Source organism: Pseudomonas sp. R151218B TE3479, from assembly GCF_053629195.1.
The window spans coordinates 3769005-3787726 of sequence record NZ_JBRJHV010000001.1; the positions used below are offsets into that span (position 1 = coordinate 3769005).

The following is an 18722-nucleotide window of genomic DNA, read 5'->3' on the forward strand; positions in this document are numbered from 1 at the left end:
CGCGATGAAAGTCGAAGTCGTTCGTACTCACCTGTCGTTGTTCGTGAGCGACCCGGAAGTGTCGGCCCGTTGGTACGCCGATGTGCTGGGCATGCATGAAAGCGCCCGGGGTGAAAGCTGGATCATGATGGCGTTTGGTGCCAAGCATCACGACATCGCGTTGCTCCGCGCAGAGCCCGGCGCCCACCAGGGCGGCCTGGGGCTGCAGCACTACGGGCTGGAGATCGCGGGCGACATGACCACCCTGCGCAAGCTCTACGGCATGTTGCTGAACAAGGGCGTCGAGGTGGTGAAGATCACCGACCACGAGATTGGCAACGGCGTGTACTTCAACGACCCCGATGGCAATCGCATGGAGTTTTTCCTCGAGTCCGAACACGACGACGAGCGCGGCAAGGCCCGCTTCAAGGCCGCTGGGGCTCCCAGCCGGCATTTCGATCTCGACCCACTTTAAAGAGGCAAGTCTGATGAAAACCGCGAATTTCGCCAGTTACCACATCCGCAAATGGTACAGCTTCGTCGAGGAAACCCTGGCCAACGAAACCGGCCAGTTGGCCGATGGCGAGCCGCTGTTCAAGTACGCCATTGGGGCAGTGATCGCCAACCCATACGCGGGACGTTTCAGCGAAAGCCTGGCCGAGTTGATAGAGCCGTCACCCTTGCTGGGCCAGGAGTTTGGTCGGCGTATCCAAGCCCTGGCCGGCGAGCATGAGATTGTCAGTTACGGCAAGGCGTGCCTGGTGGGCAGCCAGGGCGAGTACGAGCACGGCAATGCGTTGCTGACCAATCCGGCGGCGGATCCGATCCGTGTCGCATTGGGCGGTGGCAAGTCCTGGGTGCCCTCCACCGGTAAGCGTGGCGCGCCTGGCGTGACCATCGACGTGCCGCTGGCCCACAAGGACGCGCTGTATGTGCGCTCCCATTACGACAGCATTTCCCTGTCGTTCGGCGATGGTCCCTCGGCCGACGAGTTGATCATCATCTGGGCCTTCGCCACGCGCGGGCGTTTGCATGCACGTCTGGGCGGCCTACAGGCCGCTGACGTCAAGGGCAATGACGGCCTGTATTGAGGTGCGCTGACGTGGGAAGCCAACGAATGTCTGCAAACAGTCAGTTCTTCACCAATCGTTCGGGGATGCGCCTGCACTACTTGTCGTGGGGCAACGCGTCAGGCATTCCCGTGCTGTTGCTGCATGGGCTGCGGGCCTATGCCCAGACCTGGGCGTCCCTGGCCAATGCGTTGGGCGAGCAATTCTGTTGCCATGCCCTGGACCAGCGCGGCCGTGGCGACAGCGACTGGGCAGAGGCTTCCAGCTACCGGACCGAAGCCTATGTCAGCGATCTGGAAGATTGGGTCACGCACCTTGAGCTGGAGCGTTTCGTGCTGGTGGGGCATTCCCTCGGTGGCACCAATGCGCTGGAGTATGCCCGGCTCAATCCTGGACGCCTGCAAGCCCTGGTGATCGAAGACATCGGTCCCGGCTCGTCGATCAGCGGCGACGGTGCCGAGCGCATCCGTCGTGAGATGAGCCAGACGCCCCTGTCGTTTCCCGACTGGGAAAGTGCCGCGCAATTCTGGCGCCGCTCACGTCCCGGCCTGTCCGCCCAGGGGCTGGCGTCCAGGTTGACCCATTCGATGAAGGAAACCCCGGCAGGCATCGGCTGGCGCCATGATCAGGCTGGCATTGCCCAGGCGCGCCTGAGCATCACCCCGACCGATCTGTGGCCGGCGATCCGGGCGCTGGATTGCCCGACGTTGTTCATTCGGGGGGCGCGTTCCGATTTTCTGCCCGAGGCGACCCTGGCGGCGATGAAAGAGGCCAATCCGCACGTGCATACAGCGCAAATCGCCGATGCCAGCCATTATGTCCATGACGACCAGGAGGACACGTTCAACCGTGTCGTCATGGACTACTTGCACGACCAATGCCTACAACCACAACAACAAAGCGGTGAATAGCGATGAAGCAGGAGAAAACCCAGGTTGTCATCGTGGGCGGCGGCCCGAACGGGATCACGGCCGCTCATTACATGGGGCTGTACGGTATCGACTGCATCGTCCTTGAATTGGCTGACGGCGTCCTGCCGTATCCCCGCGCGGTGGGCATGGATGACGAGGCGCTGCGGGTGTTGCAGGGCATCGGTATCGCCGAACTGGCCGCGCGCGACATGATCTGCAACGTGCCCCTGCGTTACTACAATGCGCGAGGCGTCTGTTTTGCCGAGGTCAAGCCGAGCACGGCGAACTATGGTTGGCCGATGCGCAACATCTTCATGCAACAGTTGCTTGAAACGACATTGCGCGAGCAGTTGGGCAAACACACCACTGTCGAGTTGCGCCAGGGCCATGAAATGCTCGATCTGGAGCAGGATGCCGAGGGTGTGACCTTGCAGGTGCGCGATGCCGGAGGCGAGCTCTATCAATTGCAGGCGCAGTACGTGATCGGTGCCGATGGCGGACGCTCCAGCGTGCGCAAGAAACTCGGCATTGAACTGCTGGGGCTGACCCATCCGCGCAAATGGGTGGTGATCGATACGGCCAACGACACCCTCGATGCACCGTATACCGCCTTGCATGCCGACCCTCAGCGACCTTTCGTCTGCATCTACCTGCCGTATCAGCAACGGCGCTGGGAGTTCATGCTCCTGGAGGGCGAAGACGAAGCCCGGATGTGCGAAGAGGCGACGATCCGGGACTTGATCCGTGGGCATATTGGCGATGCGGTCGACCAACTGGAGATCATCCGGATCCGCGCCTACACCCATAATTCCCGGGTCGCGGCGCGCTTTGTCCAGGGCCGTGTGGCATTGGTGGGGGATGCGGCGCATATTTCCCCGCCCTGGGCCGGGCAGGGTCTCAATTCGGGCTTGCGTGATGTCGCCAACGTCAGCTGGAAGCTCGCCGCGATTCTCCAAGGGCGGGCGTCGCCGGCGATTCTGGCCAGTTACGACCAGGAGCGCCGTGGGCATGCGACCGATCTCATTGCGTTGGCCGACAACATGGGCGCCGTCCTGGGGCTGACCAACCCGTTGATGGCGGGTGTGCGGGACTGGTTGTTCCAGGCCGTCAACAGCGTCGACAACCTGCGTTCGCACCTGCTGGAGTTCAAGTTCAAGCCCAAGGCGACCATCACCAAAGGCCTGGTGTATCACGAGCGCGCCGAGCTGCATGAGGATGATCTGGTCGGGCAGTTGTTCATCCAACCGTCCATCGAAGATGCCCAGGGCCAGCGCCGACGCCTGGACGAGGTGCTGGGGCATTCCTATGCGGTGCTGGGGTATCGGGTCGACCCGAGCGAACCGCTCAGCGAAGAAACCGCCGCCTGGTGGGCGCGCTGGGAGACGCGCTTCATCCAGATCAATCGCTCGCGCAGTGGCGTGGGGCGCAACCAACCCTTGTCTGCCGGCGGGGCCATTTGTGTCGAGGACGTCGATAACCGCCTCGGCGAATGGTTTGCCAAGGTGCGTGATTGTGTCGTGGTGGTACGGCCGGATCGGTTCGTGGCCGCGATCACCACACCCGAGCGGCTCGAAGGCGTGTTGCGCAAACTGGCGGAGCAACTCTCATGAGCCGTGAAGATCATCTGTTGGTCCGGCTTCACGATGCCGCGCAGGCCGTGCACGCCTTGCCTTCGTTGGAACCAGAGGCCGTCGACCTGTCGACGGGCTACACCTTGCAGCGCGAGGCGCTACGCCGACGCCAGGCCGGCGGTGAGCGCTTGACCGGGTGGAAAGTGGCCTTCGCCGGCCGCGCCGCCCAGGACCGTTTCGGTATTGATGAGCCGGTATTGGGCGCACTGACCGATGCCATGGTCGTGGAACCCGGCCGTGGGGTGTCGCTCGCACGGCTGATCCAGCCGAAGTTGGAAATCGAGCTGGCGTTTGTCCTGGGGCGTACGCTGGTGCCTGGTTTCTACAGCGACGAGGACATCCTCGCCGCCATCTCCGAAGTCGCGCCGGCATTCGAAATTGCCGATTGCCGCTGGCAGGGCTGGCGTTTCGGCGTCGGTGCGTTTCTTGCCGACAATGCCGCTGCAGGGCTGTATTGCCTGGGGTCGCGGGTACGTTTCCAGGCCGATCAGTTGCCTCAAGTGAGCTATCGGCTGGAGTGCGACGGGGGGGCGTGCGGCGAAGGGAATGTCCTGGCGCGCGAGGACACGCCGGTGGCCAACCTGTGCTGGTTGGTCCGGCGCTTGCTGGCTGACGGGCAGTGCGTTGAAGCGGGTCAGGTGGTGCTTTCCGGCTCTTTGTTGGCACCTTTGGAGATCAAGGCCGCCGAGTACCGGTTGTACATGCTTGGCATGGAACTGGCTTTGGTTTTCCAGCAGTAAGCACTGTTCACCCAAAGGAGCCCGTGGCGAGGGAGCTTGCTCCCGCTTGAGTGCGAAGCGCTCACAAAAATGGGTCTGCTGCGCAGCCCAGCGGGAGCAAGCTCCCTCGCCACGGGTTGTAGATGTCCTTGAGTAACCGTACCAGGCAATAAACGCAGCGCCACCGAGGAACAATGATCATGTTCGCCGAAGTCCGTACCTTCAATGATCCTCAGCAACACGCCGGCTCGATCCTGGGCTGGCAACAAGTCTATGATCAGCTCGGGCGTGGATGTCTTTCCAGCGAGCTGCGCCAGGTATGCGCCGAACGTTTCCAGATCTTCCAGGAGGTGCTGGATAAACGGGTGGTGCAGCACGGTTGCGCGCCAAAAGGGCGCTTGTGCATTGCCATGTCGTTGGGTGGTGCGCCGGTGGTCCAGGGGCACCAGGTGGGCGCCCACAGCGTCGTGTTGTTGCGCGATGGCGAAGACTTCGTCTTGCACGCCCCGGAGGGTACGCATTTCTTCGCGGCCAATGTCGACACGGTGCGGTTCGCCAAGCTGGCAGCCTACGAACTGTCGAGCGAACAGCTCAAGCGTTTGAAGAATGTGTCCCAGGTCAGCGTGGATGAGGTGGTACTGCGCCGCGTGCAACAACGCATCCACCCACTGTTTCGTCACCTTTTGGAACAGGCGGACGCGGTCAATCCCGCCTCGGAAAAAATCCTCGAAGACGTTCTGCTCAATGCCTTTCTCGACCTGTTCAGCCATGCCTCGGACGAGGTGCGCGGCCGGCGCGGCAATTTTGCCGTCAGCGCCTACCTGGTCAAGCGTTGCCAGGAGTTGGTGGTCGCCAGTGCCGATGTGCCCTTGAGCATTCTCGACTTGTGCGAGCAATTGCGGGTCAGCCGCAGGACCCTGCAGAACAGTTTCCAGGCGGTGACCGGGATGCGCCCGGTGGAGTACCTGCGCAACTTGCGGCTCAATGCCGTGCGCCGCCGACTGATCACGACCCGTGCGGCCGCGCTGAACGTCAGTGAGATCGCCGTGGCCATGGGGTTTTTCCACCTGAGCCATTTTGCGGTCCATTACCGGGCGCTGTTTGGCGAGTCACCCTCGGATACGCCCAGGGCGCCGGCATGATGAGCCGCCGTTTACGGTGTTACCGAAGCGCCATCCTGCACCCATAAAGGGCAGCCGCTGAGCGGTTTGGTAGCATACGGCTACAGTCCAGCGTGCGGCAGGACGCACGGCAGCCAGTCATTTTTTCTCGGCAAATTCCTTCAAATCAAACGCTTGCACGATTGCGTGAAAAGTTGGCACACATTCTGCTTTTTTGAATCCATGGATAATTGGATACAAAAATGCAGAAGGTGCTGCCATGCAATTTGCTCCGACGTACGCTGAACGCCCGCCCATGACTGCCGAGGAGGAGGCCTACAACTTCCTGCTCGATGCCATTTGTGGCGGTCGGTTACGCAAGGGCGACCGGCTGATTGCCGAGGACATTGCCAACGAGATCGGTATGAGCCGGATGCCGGTGCGCGAGGCCTTTCGCCGTCTGGATGCCCAGGGTCTGGTGACCCTGCGGCCCAATCGCGGGGCGGTTGTCAGCGGCCTGGACATCGATGAGCTGCACGAAGTCTTCGAAATGCGCAGCGCCCTGGAAGGCTTGGCGGTCCGTGTCGCGACAGCACGCATTGGCGAGCGCCAGTTGGCCGCCTTGGAACGCTTGCTGGACGAGATGGACGACTACCGCGAGGAAAGCGCCGAGTGGGTCAGCCGCCATCGCGCCTTCCATGAATACCTGTGCAGCCTCAGCGGTCGTCCGCGATTGCTCAAGCAGATCAGCGCGCTTTATTCCCTGATCGAAGCGCCCATGCGTCTATGGCTGCAGCATGTGGAAAAGCCCCTGAGTGCGCGTCAGGAGCACATGCTGATCCTCGATGCCCTGCGTGCGGGCGATGCCGAGAAGGCCGAGGCGGTGGTGCGTGCGCACATCGAAGGCACCGTTCCTGAATTGATCGAGTTCCTGCAATCGAAAAAATAACGAGAGCAGGCCTCGAGCTTGCCCGTGTTCTGACTTTGAGTACTGCCCGTTACCTACTGAACTGGAGTGTCTGGTCATGCATAAGCCTCGCCTGTTGGTTGCCGCTTTATCCTTGGGTTTCTGTGCGCAGTGGGCGGTTGCCGCGCCCGTTGTCCCGGAGCGTTTGCTCAAGGTCGACAAACTCGTCTACTGCTCAGGCATGGATTCGCCGCCGCTGGTGTCTTTTGATGAGGCGCAGAAACCCAAGGGATTGACTGTGGACCTGGGGCTGGAAATCGCCAAGCGCCTGGGTGACAAGAAGGTGGAGTGGCGGGTCATTCCCTTTTCCGGATTGCTCCCCGCATTGCTGGCCCGCCAGTGCGACATGATTGTCGATCAGCTGTTTGACAAGCCCGAGCGCCGAGAGGTGATCGACATCGTCAACTACATGTATTCCAGCCAGGCGGTGGTGGTGCCCAAGGGCAATCCGAAGGGCCTCAAGACACTGCCGGATCTCTCCGGGCACAAGGTCGCGGTGCTCAACGGTTCCACCATCAAGACCCTGCTCGACGCCGAGAACGAAACCCTGGCCAAGGCCGGCAAGCCGGCGATGAAGCTGGTGGTCTACAACACCGACACCGATGCCTTCCAGGCCCTGCGCATCAGTCAGGTCGACGCCTACGGCACCACCGTGGAAACCGCCGGTTACTACGCGACCATGGCGCCCGACCTGTTTGAGGAAGGGGTGCCGGCCTTCAGCCGGATTCTTACCGGCCTGGGCATTCGCAAGGACGATCCGCAACTGACCGCCGCCGTGCAGCAGGTGATCAACGATATGCGCAGCGACGGCAGCTACACCCAGCTGCTCGGCAAATGGCATGTCGCCAGTGACACACTTGATTGAGGTGAACCATCGATGAATTTCAATTGGGATGTGTTCTGGCAGTACCTGCTGCAGCCTAGTGGGGTGTATCTCACCGGGCTCTGGCTGACCTGCCTGATCAGTGTGCTGGCGATGCTGCTGGGCTGTGCCCTGGGGCTGGCCGCCGCGTTGCTGCGGTTGTCGAGCAACCCCTTGCTGCATTTGCCGGTGCGCTTTTACGTGTGGCTGATGCGCGGCACGCCGTTGCTGGTGCAAATCGTCTTTCTCTATACCGCGCTGGCCGCCGGTGGGATTTTCCGCTTCGAAGACATCGACCTGTTCGGCCTGGTGATCCCCGGCAATATCCAGGCGGCGATCATTGCTCTGGGCCTCAACGAGGGGGCCTACATGGCCGAGATCATCCGCGCCGGCATCGGCGCGGTGGACAAGGGCCAATACGAGGCCGGACGTTCCCTGGGCATGACCTTCGCCAAATTGATGCGCCGCATTGTCCTGCCCCAGGCGTTCCGGGTCATCGTGCCGCCGCTGGGCAACGAGTTCAACGTGATGCTCAAGAACACCACGCTGGTCAGCGTGATTGGCGTCCAGGAACTGCTGCTCAGTACCCAGATGGTCACGTCGGCGACGTTCCGGGTGTTCGAGCTGTACCTGGTGGTGGCGATCTACTTCCTGTTGCTGACCACGTTGTGGGGCTTTTTCCAGCGCTGGCTGGAGACCCGTTTCGGCCAATCGGATCGACCTTCGTCGCCACCGCCGGCGTCGACGCGGATGTTCGGTCGCAGCACCTTGAACCTGCTGAGGGCACGTTAACCATGGCGCATAAAAGCGAAGAGCTGATCATCGAGGCGCTGGACGTTCACAAGTCCTTCGGCGAGCTGCAGATTCTCAAGGGCATCTCCCTGCAAGTGCGGCGTGGCGAAGTGGTGGTGCTGATCGGTGCGTCGGGCTCCGGCAAGACCACCTTCATTCGTTGCATCAATCTGTTGGAAGACATCCAGGGCGGGCGCATCCGCGTCAATGGCCGGGCCATGGGGTATCGCGAGCGGGCCGACGGCAGCCTGGTGCGTGAGTCGGAGCGCAACATCGCCCGGCAGCGGCGGGACATCGGCATGGTGTTCCAACGCTTCAACCTGTTCCCCCACATGACCGCCCTGGAGAACATCATCGAGGCGCCCATCCAGGTGCTCGGGGTGTCGCGTGCCGCTGCGTTGGAACAGGCCCGCGGGTTGCTGGAGCGGGTCGGCCTGGCGGACAAGGCCGATCACTACCCATCGATGCTCTCCGGCGGCCAGCAACAGCGGGTGGCGATTGCCCGGGCCCTGGCCATGAAACCCCAGGCCATGCTGTTCGACGAGCCCACCAGCGCCCTCGACCCGGAGACCGTCGGCGAGGTGCTGCAAGTGATGAAGGAGTTGGCCGAGGAGGGCATGACCATGGTCGTGGTGACCCACGAGATGGGCTTCGCCCGGGAAGTGGCCGACCGTGTGGTGGTCCTGGACCAGGGCGAGCTTATCGAGCAAGGGCCGCCGGAGCAGATCTTCTGTCACCCCATTCACCCGCGGACCCGGGCTTTCCTCAGCCGGGTGCTATGACCCCTGCAAGGTTGTCTACCCCCTGAGTCCGGTCAATCAATTCCTGTATTGAAGAGCTTTCGCCATGCTGACATTTTCTGCCCACGAATACCCTTATCCATCCCAACGCCAGAGCGTTTTCGCCCGTCGGGGCATGGTCGCCGCGTCCCAGCCCCTGGCGGCCCAGGCGGGCATCGAGATCATGCAAAAAGGCGGCAATGCCATCGACGCCGCCATCGCCACGGCAGCGGCGCTGACGGTGGTGGAGCCCACTGGCTGCGGCATCGGCGGTGATGCCTTCGCCCTGGTCTGGTGCAAGGGCCAGCTACACGGCCTCAACGGCAACGGGCATGCGCCGGCGGCCTTGAGCATCGAGGCGGTCAAGGCCGCCGGTCATGGGCAGATGCCGATCCATGGCTGGACACCGGTGACCGTCCCGGGCTGCCCATCGGCTTGGGCGCAGTTGTCGCAGCGCTTTGGCAAGCTGCCCTTTGTCGAGCTGCTGCAACCGGCCATCAGCCTGGCCCGGGACGGCTTTGCGCTGTCGCCGGTGGTTGCCCATCAATGGCAGATCGCGCTGAACGAGTTAACGCCCCATCGCGATGCCGTCCTGGAAGCCTGGTTCGAGACTTTCCTGATCGAGGGCCGCGCGCCACGGGCCGGGGAGATTTTTCGCAACCCGGCCCAGGCGCGCACGCTCCAGGAATTGGCCGACACCGGCTGTGAAAGCCTCTATCGCGGGGCATTGGCCGAGCGCCTGGACGCCCACTCCCGGGCCAGCGGCGGCTACCTGCGCGCCTCGGACCTCAGGGATTATCGCGCCCAGTGGGTCGACCCCATCCACGTCAATTACCGAGGTGTGGATGTCTGGGAAATCCCGCCGAGCGGGCAGGGCCTGGTGGCCTTGATGGCGCTGAAGATTCTGGAAGGTTTCGACTTCGATCACCGTGACAGCCAACAGACCTGGCATCGTCAACTGGAAGCGATGAAGTTGGCCTACAGCGACGGCCTGCACTACATCACCGACCCCTTGCACATGCGCGTGGCGGTGGCTGACCTGCTCAGCGATGACTACAGCGCCCGTCGGCGCGGGCAGATCGGCGAACAGGCCCAACCGCCCGCGCCCGGCGACCCCCACGCCAGCGGCACGGTGTACCTGGCCACCGCGGATGAGGAGGGCAACATGGTCTCGTTCATCCAGAGCAACTACCATGGGTTCGGCTCCGGCGTGGTGCTGCCCGACAGCGGAATCGCCCTGCAGAATCGCGGGCAGGAGTTCAGCCTCGATCCGAGCCACGCCAACTGCCTGGCCCCGGGCAAGAAAACCTTCCACACCATCATTCCCGGGTTCCTTACCCGTAATGGCGAGGCCCTCGGCCCCTTCGGCGTGATGGGCGGCTACATGCAGCCCCAGGGGCATGTGCAGATGGTCATGAACCTGGTGGATTTCGGCCTCAACCCGCAAGCGGCCTTGGACGCACCGCGTTGGCAATGGCTGGGAGACATGAAGGTCGGGATCGAACACGGGGCTTCACGGGACCTGGCCAATGCCCTGGCGCGACGGGGGCATGAGGTGCAGATCGCCAGCGACCTGACCGACTATGGGCGTGGCCAGATCATCCTGCGCGACCCGGTCAGTGGTGTGCTGTGCGGCGGGACCGAGCCCCGGGCGGATTCGCATATTGCTGTGTGGTGATGAGCGCAGGCAAACGGGTTTCACTCATCGGCCACCCCTGAGTGGATCTTGATGACGACCTTGCCCTTGGACCGTCCTTGCTCGACATAACCCAGGGCTTCGGCCGTCGCGTCGAAGGCGAAGGATCGGTCAACCACCGGCTTGATGCTGCCGGACTCGACGAGGGTGGTGATCTCACGCAGTTGAGGACCACTGGCGCGTATGAACACGAAGGCGTAGCTCACACCCTTTCGGCGCGCCTTGCGGCGTATGCCACTGCTCAGCAGGCCCATGATCAGCCGCAGCGGCCAGGAAAATCCCTGGGCCTGGGCGAACTGTGGGGTGGGTGGTCCCGAGATGGAAATGAGTTGGCCACCGGGTTTGAGGATCTTCAGCGACTTCTCCAGTTCATCGGCGCCCAAGCTGTTCAACACGACATCATAGTCCTGCAGCACGCTTGAGAAATCCTGCTGTTTGTAATCGATGACAACGTCCGCCCCCAGCGCTTTGACCCAGGACACATTGGCGGTGCTGGTGGTGGTCGCAACGAAGGCGCCAAGGTGTTTGGCCAGCTGGATGGCGAGGGTGCCGACGCCACCTGAGCCGGCCTGGATGAACACCTTTTGCCCTTTCTTCAACTGGGCGGTTTCAACCAGTACCTGCCAGACCGTCAGGGCGACCAAGGGCAGGGCGGCGGCTTCTTCCAGGCTGACGTTTGTGGGTTTCAGGGCCAGGGCATTTTCGTTCACTGCAATCTGCTCGGCGAAGGTGCCGATGTGCCCATCCGGGGCGCGGGCATAGACTTCATCCCCCGGTTTGAAATGCTGGACACGGGATCCCACCCGCATCACGACCCCGGCCACGTCATGCCCCAATATCAAGGGAAACGAGTAGGGCAGGATCAGCTTGAATTCGCCTTTGCGGATCTTTGAGTCCAGGACGTTGACGCCGGCGGCATGCACGCGGACCAGAACGTCGTGGTCAGCCACTTCTGGGGCGAGTATGTCGCCAATACGGCCACTGTGCTTGGCGTAGCGGTCGATTAAAAATGCCTTCATGGTGCTTTGCCCTTATAAGGGATGCAGTCGACGGATCACCCGGCCAGGCATCCAGAAATGCCAGCGCTGTCCTTCGCGCTGGTGCCCGCTGAACGATGGTTACGCCAGGTCTTGATAGCGCTCGGCAACGAGGGACTGCTTGATTTGCCCGAGCAGGCCTTGGCGCGCCGCCTGCAAGGCATCCCAGCGTGCTTCTTCCTGCAGCGGCGGGATGGTCACAGGTTCGCGACGATCAAAACCGACCAGCGCGGCGTCAACCAAGTCACCGACTTCCATGACTTCATTCAAGGTGTTGATGTCGATGCCCGCGCGCTCCCAGATCTCGGTACGGGTCGCGGCCGGCAGGACGGCTTGCACGTAGACGCCTTTAGGCGACAGTTCCAGGCTGAGTCCCTGGGAGAGGAACAACACGAACGCCTTGGTCGCGCCGTAGACCGACATGCCGAATTCCGGTGCCAGGCCGACCACGGAGCCGATGTTGATGATCGCGCCGTCACCCGCTTTGACCAGGCGTGGGGCGATGGCGCTGGCCAATCGGACCAGCGCGGTGGTGTTGAGCGACACGAGGTTCGCGACGCTGTCGGTCGACTGCTCGATGAAAGTGCCGGACTGGGCGGCGCCGGCGTTGTTGACCAGGATACCGATGCTGGCGTCGTCCCGCAGTCGGGCTTCGACGCTCGTCAGGTCGCTGATCTGGGTCAGGTCGGCCTGGAGAATGTCGATGGCAACATTGTGTTCGCTGCGCAGCTTGGCGGCCAGGTCCTGCAGGCGCGCGTTGTCGCGGGCCACCAGGACGAGATTGTGGCCGCGTTGCGCAAAGCGCTGGGCGTAGGCTGCGCCGATACCTGTGGAAGCGCCAGTGATGAGAACGGTTGTGCGAGTGTCCATGGAGTTTCTCTTCTTCAAGGGTATGAACCGTCGCCTGATGAGCGCGGCTTTCCATTAGGATGATGATCGAAATCTAAACTGTCAACGAATTTGATTATGCTCGACATCTATGTATGATGTGAGAGTGATTTTCGAGCAGCACGAGGAGTGGAAAATGCGGGTAACCAAAGCCCAGGCCCAGGCAAATCGGGAGCACATCGTCGAGACGGCGTCTGTCTTGTTTCGCGAGCGAGGCTTTGACGGCGTGGGTGTTGCGGATCTGATGGCGGCTGCCGGGTTCACCCATGGCGGTTTCTACAAACATTTCGGCTCCAAGGCCGACCTGATGGCCGAAGCGGCGGCGCGCAGCCTTGCGCAATCGCTGACCAACAACGCGGGTCTCGATGTGCCTGGGTTCGTCAACCTTTACGTGTCCCGCAATCACCGTGACGCCCCGGGTGGCGGTTGCACCATGGCGGCACTGTGCGGGGACGCTGCCCGTCAATCGCCCGAGCTGAAGGCGACTTTTTCCAGCGGCATCGAAGATATGCTGGCGGCGCTCGAGAGCCGGTACGAGACCAGGCAAGACGCGCCGCAGGCAGAGGTCAGGGCGAAAATGCTCGACATGTTGGCCCATGTCGTCGGCGCGATCATGTTGTCGCGGGCCTGCCCGGACGATTCCGCGCTGGCTGATGAAATCCTTGAGGTCTGCCGCACCCGGATCATCGCATCACTGCCGTCGTCGCCCGCGCAGCAGCCTTGACGGATACCGCTTGGCCTTACAGCGACGCCCTGACCACCAGTGGGCAATCCACCGGCTGGGCGCCCGTCAGTTCGAGGGTCTCGATCAGGTGCCGGGCGGCCTGACGACCGATCTCGTAGTACGGTAGTTGGACCGTGGTCAGCGGCGGCATGAACAGTTCGGCGATGCCGATCATGTTGTCATAGCCCAGCACAGCGACATCATCAGGGATTTTCAAGCCGCGGCCCAACAGCAGTTGATAGGCGCAGAAGGCGATGCGGTCGTTGCCGCAGACCAGGATGTCGAATTGCGGACGGCCGTCGACGATATGCCGGTCGAGAATGGCGGCGGTTTCACCGTAGGCATCGTGATCGGAAAGGTCGTATTGCAGGAGTGCTTCAGGCGCCAGCCCGAATGCCTGGCAGGCGCGTTGCAGCCCTTGTTGGCGCAGATTCCAGGCAACACTCTTCCTGGGCAAGTTGATACACAGCGGGCGCCGATAGCCTTGGCTCAAGGCATGATGCACGGCGCGGTGCTGCCCGGCTTCATCATCCGGCACGTAGCTGACCAGTTGGCTGTCATCGGCCAGGCAATTGGCGAGTACCAGCGGCTTGCTCTTGAGTCGCTCGGGAATGCTCACCTGGCGCAACCCCATGGCACTGAAGATCAACCCGTCGGGGCGATGCGAGAGCATCAGGTCGATGTTCTGGTCGGTGGGCGGGTTGCTCAGCAGGTTGAGGATGAAGACGTTCCAGCCGGCCTGCTGCGCGGTCTGTTCAATGGACAGCAGCAACTCGACGGCGAATGGCGTGGTCGCGGTGTCCAGTGCGAACACACCGATGGTGCGCGCCTGCAAGTTGTCGCCGCGCATCCTGCGCGCCGACAGGCTCGGTACGAATTGCAGTTCATCGATGGCGCGGCGTACCCGCTGAAGGGTCTCGGGGCTCAGTTTTTCCGGCGTGTTGAGCGCGCGCGAAACCGTCATCAGGGATACGCCGGCCAGCTGTGCAACGTCTTTCACGGAAGTCATGCGAAGTGCGGCCAGTCAGGTTGACGCAGAATCATGACACAGCGCCCGGGCTTCTCGCGACTCGAATGACGCGACTCACAGCCAACCCGAGGCCAGGGGCCAGGCGTTGGAAATGGTGACGCGCCCGCCAGTCCCGCTCGCCAACAGCTTCACCCCGAGGCTGTCGGGCCGCGGATAGAGACGACTACTGAGGCTGAAGCGGCCGCTTTGCTCAAACACCTCGATGGATGAACGATCGAGAAACACCCGCAGATGCAGTTGCGTTTGCGCCTGTTCTATCGGCACGCTGCGCTGGCCGCTCACTTGCGCACCCGAGCGGCTGCGATCGAGCACCAGGCGTCGCAGTGACGCGTCGTAATACAGCAGGGTCTGTTCCTGCTCATCGGCACTGCAGCGCAAGGCAATGCCCAACTGACCTTCGGTGCAATCGAGCAGGTCCAGATGCACATGGATCTCCAGTCGGTCGCCACTCACTTGCGGCACCCAGCGGCTGCCCGACTCGCCCCACGGCGCAATGCTCGGCAACGGCGCGTGACGCAGCGCAACCAGTTCCCGTGCCGGAAACACGCCGAGGCGATCGCCCTGCAGTTCCAGTTCCCGTGGCAAACCGAGCATGCCGCACCAGTGATGGGCCTGGCTCGGCATCGGGCTTTCCCACATGTCCAGCCAGGCCCACACCAGGCGCCGACCATCAGCGGCCACCAAGGTTTGCGCGGCATAGAAATCGTGGCCGTTATCCAGCTCGATGAACGGCCCGCCGCTGAAGTGCCATTGGCTGTCGAGGTGGCCAATGCGATAACCGGTCTGATACTTGTTGAGCCGTTCGTAACCCGCCGCTGGCATGCCTTGGGGGGAGTACAGCAGTACGTCGCGCCCGTCGAGGCGAAACAGGTCCGGGCATTCCCACATGTAGCCGTCGCCGTCAGTGCCACTGGACACGTAATCGAGAAATTCCCAGGCGCGCAGGTCCGTGGAGCGGTATAGCGGCAGCAGCGGCGTGTCGCCCAGGCGCGCCCCGGCAATCAGGTACCAATAACCATCCTCCTGCCAGACCTTGGGGTCGCGAAAGTGCATGATCGCCGCTTGCGGCGCGTCCTCGATAACGGCGCCATGCTTGACGAAGCGAACGCCGTCGACACTGGTGGCCAGGCACTGGACCTGGCGGATCAGGCGTTCGTCACCCACCTCTCCCAGCCAGGTGTGCCCGGTGTAGATCAGCGCCAGGGTGTCGCCACACACCACCGCGCTACCGGAAAAACAGCCGTCGCGGTCGAAGTCGTCACCCGGCGCCAGGGCAATGGGCAGATGTTGCCAATGAACCAGATCGGCGCTCTTGGCGTGGCCCCAGTACATCGGGCCCCATTTGGCGTCGAAGGGGTGGTGTTGGTAGAACACGTGGTACTCGCCCTGAAAAAACACCACCCCGTTAGGGTCGTTCATCCAGCCCGTTGGCGGGGCCAGATGATAGTCGGGTCGATAGTCGTGGATCAGGCGAGACAGGCCATCACGCAGGGCCTGCTGCGCATGTTCGAGAGAGGCGGGCATCGGATTGCTCAGGCTATTCAAGGATAAAGTCATAGGGCGCCCGCATGGGCCGGGCGCAGGGCGACGTCATCGGGCAGGCGGTCGATGGCGTGGCGTTTCAACGCCGTGCCGTGTGTGTCGAACACATGCAGATTGTCGATATCCAGTTGCAGTTCGACTCGATCGCCCACTCGCCATCCGGCGTTGACCTCACAACGACAGACCATGGGGTCGTCCTGGCCGGTGTCGAGGTGCACATAGGTTTCACTTCCCAGGTATTCGACCCCGCTCACCAAGATGCCGCCCGTTCCCTGGGCCGCCTTGAGGGCGATATGTTCCGGACGAATCCCCAGACTCAGTTGCGTATTCGCGGCCAGGCCCGAGCTGTCGAAGGGCAGGGACGTCATGCCCAACACCAGGCTTTCAACCTGGCTGGTTTCGCCTGGCGCATGCAGGACCGCGGCAAGGAAATTCATCCTGGGTGAGCCCAGGAAACCGGCGACAAAGCGGCTGGCCGGACGCTCATAGAGTTCCCGTGGCGAGCCGACCTGCTCGATGCGGCCGCCATTGAGCACGACAATCTTGTCGGCCAGGGTCATTGCTTCAACCTGATCGTGGGTCACGTAGATCATGGTCGAGCCCAGTCGCCCATGCAGCCGGGCGATTTCGTTGCGCATCTGCACGCGCAGGGACGCGTCGAGATTGGACAGCGGCTCGTCGAACAACAGGATGTCCGGCTCCCGTGCCATGGCCCGGCCCATGGCCACGCGCTGGCGCTGGCCGCCCGACAGTTCCCGTGGCTTGCGTTGCAGCAGTTTGTCCAACTGCAGGATCTGCGCGGTTTTCAGGACCCGCTCGCGCAGACTGGTCTTTTCGGTCTTGGCCAGCTTGAGGCCAAAGCTGATGTTGTCGTAGACGCTCATGTGCGGGTACAGCGCATAGGACTGGAACACCATGCCGACGCCACGCTCGCGCGGCTCCAGGTCGTTGACCCGGCGTCCGTCGATCAGCAGGTCGCCGGCACAGATCGAATCCAGCCCGGCGATCAGCCGCAGCAGGGTCGACTTTCCACAGCCCGAAGGGCCGACGAAGACCACGAATTCGCCTGCCGAGATTTCCAGGCTGACGTCGCGAAGAATGCGTGCGCCGCCCAATTGTTTGTTCACGTTGTCCAGCTTCAACTTGATCACGATGCTGTTCCTATTTTTGTCTGTGTTGGGCCTCAACCCTTTAACGCACCGGCAGTGAGGCCGGAAACAATGCGGCGCTGGAAGATCAGCACCAGAATCACCAAGGGCACCGTGACCAGCACCGACGCCGCCATCAACAGGCCCCAAGGCAGCTCATGGGGGCTGCCGCCGGAAATCAGCGCGATGGCGACTGGGACCGTGCGTTGCGAGTCGGTCAGGGTGAAGGTCAGGGCAAAGAGGAACTCGTTCCATGCGGCGATAAAGGCCAGAAGGCCGGTGGTGACCAGTGCCGGCCAGAGCAGCGGCAACAGCACGCGGGTCAGCGTGACCCAAGGTGACGCACCGTCCATGATGGCGGCCTCTTCCAGCTCATGAGGCAGTTGCCCCATGAAGGTGGTCAGCACCCAGACGGTGAAGGGCAGGGTGAAAATCGTGTAGCTCAGGATCAACGCCCAGGAGGTGTTGTACAGGCCCAGGACACGGATTACCTCGAACAGTCCCGACAGCACCGCGACTTGGGGAAACATCGAGACGCCCAGGACCATCATCAACACCGGACCGCGCCCGCGAAATTTTACCCGGCCCAAGGCATAGGCGGCGGTCAGGCTGAGGAACAGCGCCAGCGCGACCACGCACAGCGCAACCACCAGCGAGTTGCCGATAGCCCGCAGGAACGAGGCCTGGTTGAGCACGGCGGCATAGTTGGAGAAATCGGGGTGGTCGATCCAGTAGCTCACCTGGAACAAGGCGCTGGACGGTTTCAGCGACGTTACGATGGCGTAGTAGAAAGGGAAGACCGCATACACCAGCAAGATCGCGATCAGGCACCAGAACCCGAGGCGCAACAGGGCTTTTTTCAGCAGGCGCGGGCTCATGAGCGGACCTCCAGCTGGCGGCGTCCGAGGTACAGATAAACCATGGCGATCGCCGCGACGACCAGGAACAGCAAGGTCGAGGCGGCGCTGCCATAACCGACGTCCTGGAATTCCACCAAGTGCTGGCGGGCATAGACCGACATGCTCATGGTGCTCGACGAGTTCGAGGTCAACACATAGATCACGTCGAAGACCCGCAGGGAATCGAGGATCCGGAAGATCGCCGCCACCAGCAAGGCCGGCATCAGCAGCGGCAGGGTGACCCGCCAGAACACGTTCACCGGGTGGATGCCGTCGACCCTGGCAGCTTCGTAACAGTCGCTGGGCAGCATCTGCAAGGCCGCCAGCATCAGCAGGGTGACGAAAGGCACGGTCTTCCAGACGTCGACGATGATCACCGCCCACATCGACAGGTCCGCGTCGGCGGTCCAGGCCAGCGGCGCGTCGATCAGGCCCAGGCCGAGCATCAGATGATTGATGATGCCGAACTGGTCGTTGAGCATCCATGACCAGATTTTCGCCGAGACGATGGTCGGGATCGCCCAGGGGATCAGGATCAACGCCCGCGCCAGGGCGCGTCCGCTGAACCGGACGTTGAGCAGCAACGCCACCAGCAGCCCCAGGACGATTTCCAGCCCCACCGACACCACGGTGAAATGCAAGGTGTTGCGCACCGCATTCCACCACTGTGGATCGACGAGCAGGCCTGACCAGCCGGCACTGCTGTGGAACAGATAATTGCTCAAGCCGACAAAGGTTGCATCCCCCGTATCGGCGAGGCTGGCGTCGGTCAGGCTGAACCAGAAGGTACGCAGCAGCGGCCAGGCCGCCACCAGCGCCAGGCACAGCAGCATCGGGGTCAGGAACAGCCAGGCGGCGCGAACGCGACGGCGTTGTACCGGCGTTTCCCGGGCGGGCAGGTACTCGTCGTCGGGGGCGAGTGTGGTGGAGACAGACATGGTGATTTCC

At 62.5% G+C, this 18722-nt stretch carries 20 protein-coding genes; 12 read left to right on the forward strand and 8 right to left on the reverse strand.

Annotated elements, in window-relative coordinates:
- The first annotated feature begins 4 nt into the window (after positions 1–4).
- The 6 genes from AB7M32_RS16665 to AB7M32_RS16690 all read left to right on the forward strand — a co-directional run bounded on the left by AB7M32_RS16665 (position 5) and on the right by AB7M32_RS16690 (position 5452).
- Positions 5–454: a VOC family protein gene (locus AB7M32_RS16665; RefSeq protein WP_060742716.1), complete on the forward strand. Its 450-nt coding sequence runs from the start codon at positions 5–7 to the stop codon at positions 452–454.
- A gap of 13 nt (positions 455–467) precedes the next feature.
- Positions 468–1070 carry an amino acid synthesis family protein gene (locus AB7M32_RS16670; protein WP_072410008.1) on the forward strand — a complete coding sequence of 201 codons (603 nt, stop codon included), beginning with the start codon at positions 468–470 and terminating at the stop codon, positions 1068–1070.
- A 26-nt stretch (positions 1071–1096) separates the two neighbouring features.
- Entirely contained in the window at positions 1097–1960 is an 864-nt protein-coding gene (locus AB7M32_RS16675; RefSeq protein WP_454250601.1) for an alpha/beta fold hydrolase, read from the forward strand.
- A gap of 2 nt (positions 1961–1962) precedes the next feature.
- Complete coding sequence (locus AB7M32_RS16680) at positions 1963–3570, forward strand: bifunctional 3-(3-hydroxy-phenyl)propionate/3-hydroxycinnamic acid hydroxylase (protein WP_454250602.1); 1608 nt, start codon at positions 1963–1965, stop codon at positions 3568–3570.
- A complete protein-coding gene (locus AB7M32_RS16685) occupies positions 3567–4331 on the forward strand; it encodes a 2-keto-4-pentenoate hydratase (protein ID WP_454250603.1) in 765 nt (254 codons plus the stop codon). The genes AB7M32_RS16680 and AB7M32_RS16685 overlap by 4 nt, the downstream gene beginning before the upstream one ends.
- Before the next feature lie 179 nt (positions 4332–4510).
- A complete protein-coding gene (locus tag AB7M32_RS16690; RefSeq protein ID WP_454250604.1) occupies positions 4511–5452 on the forward strand; it encodes a helix-turn-helix domain-containing protein in 942 nt (313 codons plus the stop codon).
- Positions 5453–5569: 117 nt separating this feature from the next.
- Here the strand turns inward: AB7M32_RS16690 and AB7M32_RS16695 are convergent, their stop codons facing one another.
- Positions 5570–5692, reverse strand: coding sequence for a hypothetical protein (locus tag AB7M32_RS16695; RefSeq protein WP_454250605.1), 123 nt, complete (start codon positions 5690–5692; stop codon positions 5570–5572).
- Here AB7M32_RS16695 and AB7M32_RS16700 point away from each other — a divergent pair.
- The 5 genes from AB7M32_RS16700 (at position 5691) to AB7M32_RS16720 (ending at position 10488) form a co-directional block, all read left to right on the forward strand.
- Complete coding sequence (locus AB7M32_RS16700; protein ID WP_072410018.1) at positions 5691–6359, forward strand: GntR family transcriptional regulator; 669 nt, start codon at positions 5691–5693, stop codon at positions 6357–6359. The genes AB7M32_RS16695 and AB7M32_RS16700 overlap by 2 nt on opposite strands.
- A gap of 76 nt (positions 6360–6435) precedes the next feature.
- A complete protein-coding gene (locus tag AB7M32_RS16705) occupies positions 6436–7242 on the forward strand; it encodes an ABC transporter substrate-binding protein (RefSeq protein ID WP_454250606.1) in 807 nt (268 codons plus the stop codon).
- Positions 7243–7254: 12 nt separating this feature from the next.
- A complete protein-coding gene (locus AB7M32_RS16710; RefSeq protein WP_060742708.1) occupies positions 7255–8031 on the forward strand; it encodes an amino acid ABC transporter permease in 777 nt (258 codons plus the stop codon).
- Positions 8032–8033: 2 nt separating this feature from the next.
- Entirely contained in the window at positions 8034–8813 is a 780-nt protein-coding gene (locus tag AB7M32_RS16715) for an amino acid ABC transporter ATP-binding protein (RefSeq protein WP_192260755.1), read from the forward strand.
- Between the two features lie 64 nt (positions 8814–8877).
- Positions 8878–10488, forward strand: coding sequence for a gamma-glutamyltransferase family protein (locus tag AB7M32_RS16720; RefSeq protein WP_454250607.1), 1611 nt, complete (start codon positions 8878–8880; stop codon positions 10486–10488).
- 20 nt (positions 10489–10508) lie between these two features.
- On the opposite strand, the gene AB7M32_RS16725 is transcribed toward AB7M32_RS16720, so the two are convergent.
- Together AB7M32_RS16725 and AB7M32_RS16730 are read right to left on the reverse strand one after the other, a co-directional pair.
- Positions 10509–11525 (reverse strand): NADP-dependent oxidoreductase, encoded by a 1017-nt coding sequence (locus tag AB7M32_RS16725; protein WP_454250608.1) that lies wholly within the window; start codon positions 11523–11525, stop codon positions 10509–10511.
- A gap of 99 nt (positions 11526–11624) precedes the next feature.
- Positions 11625–12413, reverse strand: a complete 789-nt coding sequence (locus AB7M32_RS16730; RefSeq protein WP_454250609.1) for an SDR family NAD(P)-dependent oxidoreductase — start codon at positions 12411–12413, stop codon at positions 11625–11627.
- A gap of 154 nt (positions 12414–12567) precedes the next feature.
- Here AB7M32_RS16730 and AB7M32_RS16735 point away from each other — a divergent pair, with 154 nt between their 5' ends.
- The gene (locus AB7M32_RS16735; RefSeq protein ID WP_454250610.1) at positions 12568–13155 is read left to right on the forward strand and encodes a TetR/AcrR family transcriptional regulator; all 588 of its coding nucleotides are present in this window, start codon (positions 12568–12570) and stop codon (positions 13153–13155) included.
- A 16-nt stretch (positions 13156–13171) separates the two neighbouring features.
- Here the strand turns inward: AB7M32_RS16735 and AB7M32_RS16740 are convergent, their stop codons facing one another.
- The 5 genes from AB7M32_RS16740 to AB7M32_RS16760 form a co-directional block, all read right to left on the reverse strand.
- Positions 13172–14164, reverse strand: coding sequence for a LacI family DNA-binding transcriptional regulator (locus AB7M32_RS16740; RefSeq protein ID WP_158457481.1), 993 nt, complete (start codon positions 14162–14164; stop codon positions 13172–13174).
- 75 nt (positions 14165–14239) lie between these two features.
- Positions 14240–15742, reverse strand: a complete 1503-nt coding sequence (locus AB7M32_RS16745; RefSeq protein ID WP_454250611.1) for a glycoside hydrolase family 32 protein — start codon at positions 15740–15742, stop codon at positions 14240–14242.
- Positions 15739–16878, reverse strand: coding sequence for an ABC transporter ATP-binding protein (locus tag AB7M32_RS16750; protein WP_454250612.1), 1140 nt, complete (start codon positions 16876–16878; stop codon positions 15739–15741). Before AB7M32_RS16750 ends, AB7M32_RS16745 begins: the two co-directional genes overlap by 4 nt.
- 32 nt (positions 16879–16910) lie before the next feature.
- On the reverse strand, positions 16911–17753 hold the full coding sequence (locus AB7M32_RS16755; protein WP_454250613.1) for a carbohydrate ABC transporter permease: 843 nt from the start codon (positions 17751–17753) through the stop codon (positions 16911–16913).
- Positions 17750–18712 carry a carbohydrate ABC transporter permease gene (locus AB7M32_RS16760; protein ID WP_454250614.1) on the reverse strand — a complete coding sequence of 321 codons (963 nt, stop codon included), beginning with the start codon at positions 18710–18712 and terminating at the stop codon, positions 17750–17752. The genes AB7M32_RS16755 and AB7M32_RS16760 overlap by 4 nt, the downstream gene beginning before the upstream one ends.
- Positions 18713–18722 lie beyond the last annotated feature (10 nt).

Bases quoted from the DNA above. Each gene is read 5' to 3' on its own strand.
- AB7M32_RS16685 (WP_454250603.1), top strand. From the start codon at position 3,567: ATGAGCCGTGAAGATCATCTGTTGGTCCGGCTTCACGATGCCGCGCAG.
- AB7M32_RS16740 (WP_158457481.1), bottom strand. From the start codon at position 14,164: ATGACTTCCGTGAAAGACGTTGCACAGCTGGCCGGCGTATCCCTGATG.
- AB7M32_RS16710 (WP_060742708.1), top strand. From the start codon at position 7,255: ATGAATTTCAATTGGGATGTGTTCTGGCAGTACCTGCTGCAGCCTAGT.
- AB7M32_RS16665 (WP_060742716.1), top strand. From the start codon at position 5: ATGAAAGTCGAAGTCGTTCGTACTCACCTGTCGTTGTTCGTGAGCGAC.
- AB7M32_RS16730 (WP_454250609.1), bottom strand. From the start codon at position 12,413: ATGGACACTCGCACAACCGTTCTCATCACTGGCGCTTCCACAGGTATC.
- AB7M32_RS16690 (WP_454250604.1), top strand. From the start codon at position 4,511: ATGTTCGCCGAAGTCCGTACCTTCAATGATCCTCAGCAACACGCCGGC.
- AB7M32_RS16675 (WP_454250601.1), top strand. From the start codon at position 1,097: ATGTCTGCAAACAGTCAGTTCTTCACCAATCGTTCGGGGATGCGCCTG.
- AB7M32_RS16715 (WP_192260755.1), top strand. From the start codon at position 8,034: ATGGCGCATAAAAGCGAAGAGCTGATCATCGAGGCGCTGGACGTTCAC.
- AB7M32_RS16735 (WP_454250610.1), top strand. From the start codon at position 12,568: ATGCGGGTAACCAAAGCCCAGGCCCAGGCAAATCGGGAGCACATCGTC.
- AB7M32_RS16680 (WP_454250602.1), top strand. From the start codon at position 1,963: ATGAAGCAGGAGAAAACCCAGGTTGTCATCGTGGGCGGCGGCCCGAAC.
- AB7M32_RS16745 (WP_454250611.1), bottom strand. From the start codon at position 15,742: ATGACTTTATCCTTGAATAGCCTGAGCAATCCGATGCCCGCCTCTCTC.
- AB7M32_RS16705 (WP_454250606.1), top strand. From the start codon at position 6,436: ATGCATAAGCCTCGCCTGTTGGTTGCCGCTTTATCCTTGGGTTTCTGT.
- AB7M32_RS16700 (WP_072410018.1), top strand. From the start codon at position 5,691: ATGCAATTTGCTCCGACGTACGCTGAACGCCCGCCCATGACTGCCGAG.
- AB7M32_RS16670 (WP_072410008.1), top strand. From the start codon at position 468: ATGAAAACCGCGAATTTCGCCAGTTACCACATCCGCAAATGGTACAGC.
- AB7M32_RS16725 (WP_454250608.1), bottom strand. From the start codon at position 11,525: ATGAAGGCATTTTTAATCGACCGCTACGCCAAGCACAGTGGCCGTATT.
- AB7M32_RS16755 (WP_454250613.1), bottom strand. From the start codon at position 17,753: ATGAGCCCGCGCCTGCTGAAAAAAGCCCTGTTGCGCCTCGGGTTCTGG.
- AB7M32_RS16760 (WP_454250614.1), bottom strand. From the start codon at position 18,712: ATGTCTGTCTCCACCACACTCGCCCCCGACGACGAGTACCTGCCCGCC.
- AB7M32_RS16695 (WP_454250605.1), bottom strand. From the start codon at position 5,692: ATGGCAGCACCTTCTGCATTTTTGTATCCAATTATCCATGGATTCAAA.
- AB7M32_RS16720 (WP_454250607.1), top strand. From the start codon at position 8,878: ATGCTGACATTTTCTGCCCACGAATACCCTTATCCATCCCAACGCCAG.